Source organism: Virgisporangium ochraceum, from assembly GCF_016863655.1.
GTDB classification, from domain to species: domain Bacteria; phylum Actinomycetota; class Actinomycetes; order Mycobacteriales; family Micromonosporaceae; genus Virgisporangium; species Virgisporangium ochraceum.
Map to the genome: position 1 here is coordinate 1 of NZ_BOPH01000182.1, position 1,329 is coordinate 1,329.

1 protein-coding gene is annotated in these 1,329 nt (G+C 68.9%); it reads left to right on the forward strand.

Features of this window, described 5'->3' with window-relative positions; genetic code table 11:
- Nucleotides 1-84 precede the first annotated feature (84 nt).
- Nucleotides 85-1,305 (forward strand): cation:proton antiporter, encoded by a 1,221-nt coding sequence (locus Voc01_RS52580; protein ID WP_203935333.1) that lies wholly within the window; start codon nt 85-87, stop codon nt 1,303-1,305.
- The last annotated feature ends 24 nt before the right edge of the window (nt 1,306-1,329 follow it).

Consider the following 1,329-nt stretch of genomic DNA (forward strand, 5'->3'; position numbering starts at 1 on the left):
CCAGGACGGTAGGATCAGGTGTTCGTCGAGGTGTGCCGGGAAGTCTGGTCGGCAGTTGTGTCCGCCGTGCCCGGAGGTGCTTCGATGTTGCTGCTGGCGTTCGCCGCTGTCCTGCTTGTTGCTGTGCTCGTGTCGGCGCTGGCGCATCGTACGATCCTGTCCACGGCGGTGGTGTTCCTGGTCGCCGGGTTCGTCCTCGGGCCGGAGACCATGGGTGTGCTCGACCTCGACGCCGGGTCGCCGATCGTGGCGACGTTGGCGGAGTTGGCGTTGTTCGCGGTGCTGTTCACCGACGGGATGCGGGTCGGTTGGGCGGATCTGCGGTCGGCGTGGCGGCTGCCTGGGCGTGCGCTGGGCTGGGGGCTGCCGTTGACGCTGGTGGTCACCGCGGCGTTGGCGTATTTCGTGGCGGGGTTGGACTGGCCGGAGGCGTTGCTGATCGGTGCGGTCCTGGCGCCGACCGACCCGGTGTTCGCCGCGGCGCTGGTCGGTAACGACAAGGTTCCGGCGCGGCTGCGGCACCTGCTCAATGTCGAGTCGGGGGTCAACGATGGGCTGGCGCTGCCGTTTGTCATCGTGTTCCTCGCCGTGGCGGCGGGGTCCGACGACCTGCACCTGGGTGAGCTCGGCACCGAGTTGCTCCTTGGGCTGGTGATCGGTGTGGCGGTGCCGGTCGCGGCGATCCTGCTGGAGCGCACGCGGTGGTTCGCCGCGTCGGTGGGCTACGAGCCGTTGAACGGGTTCGCGATCGGGCTGCTGGTGCTGGCGCTGGGTACGGTGACGCACGCGAACCTGTTTCTCGCGGCGTTCGCCGCCGGGATCACCGTGGCCAGTTTCGGCCCGCGGCAGCGGGTGGCGTTCGAGCACTTCGGTGAGAACATCGCGGAGCTGCTGAAGCTGGCCGCTCTGCTGGTGTTCGGCGCGTTGATCTCGTGGGAGTTCCTCACCGAGATCCACTGGACGGGCTGGGTGTTCGCGGTGCTGGCGATCGTGGTGGCGCGGCCGGTCGCGTTGTGGGTGTCGTTCCTGCGCAGCGGTCTGGGGATGCGGGAGCAGGCGGCGGCGATGTGGTTCGGTCCGAAGGGCTTCGCGTCGGTCGTCTATGGCCTGATCGTGCTGGAGTCGCAGATCGCCGCCGCGGACAAGATCTTCCACCTGGTGGCGTTGACGATCGTCATGTCGATTCTGGCCCATTCCTCGACCGACGTCGTGGTCGCCCGCGCGTTCGACGAGCGGCACGAGATTCCCCGGTGGCACGGCGTCCTGCACCGGGTCACCGCTCGGCGGGAGCGCCGGTCGGAGTGAGGTCCGTGCGTTCCGCACGCCGCG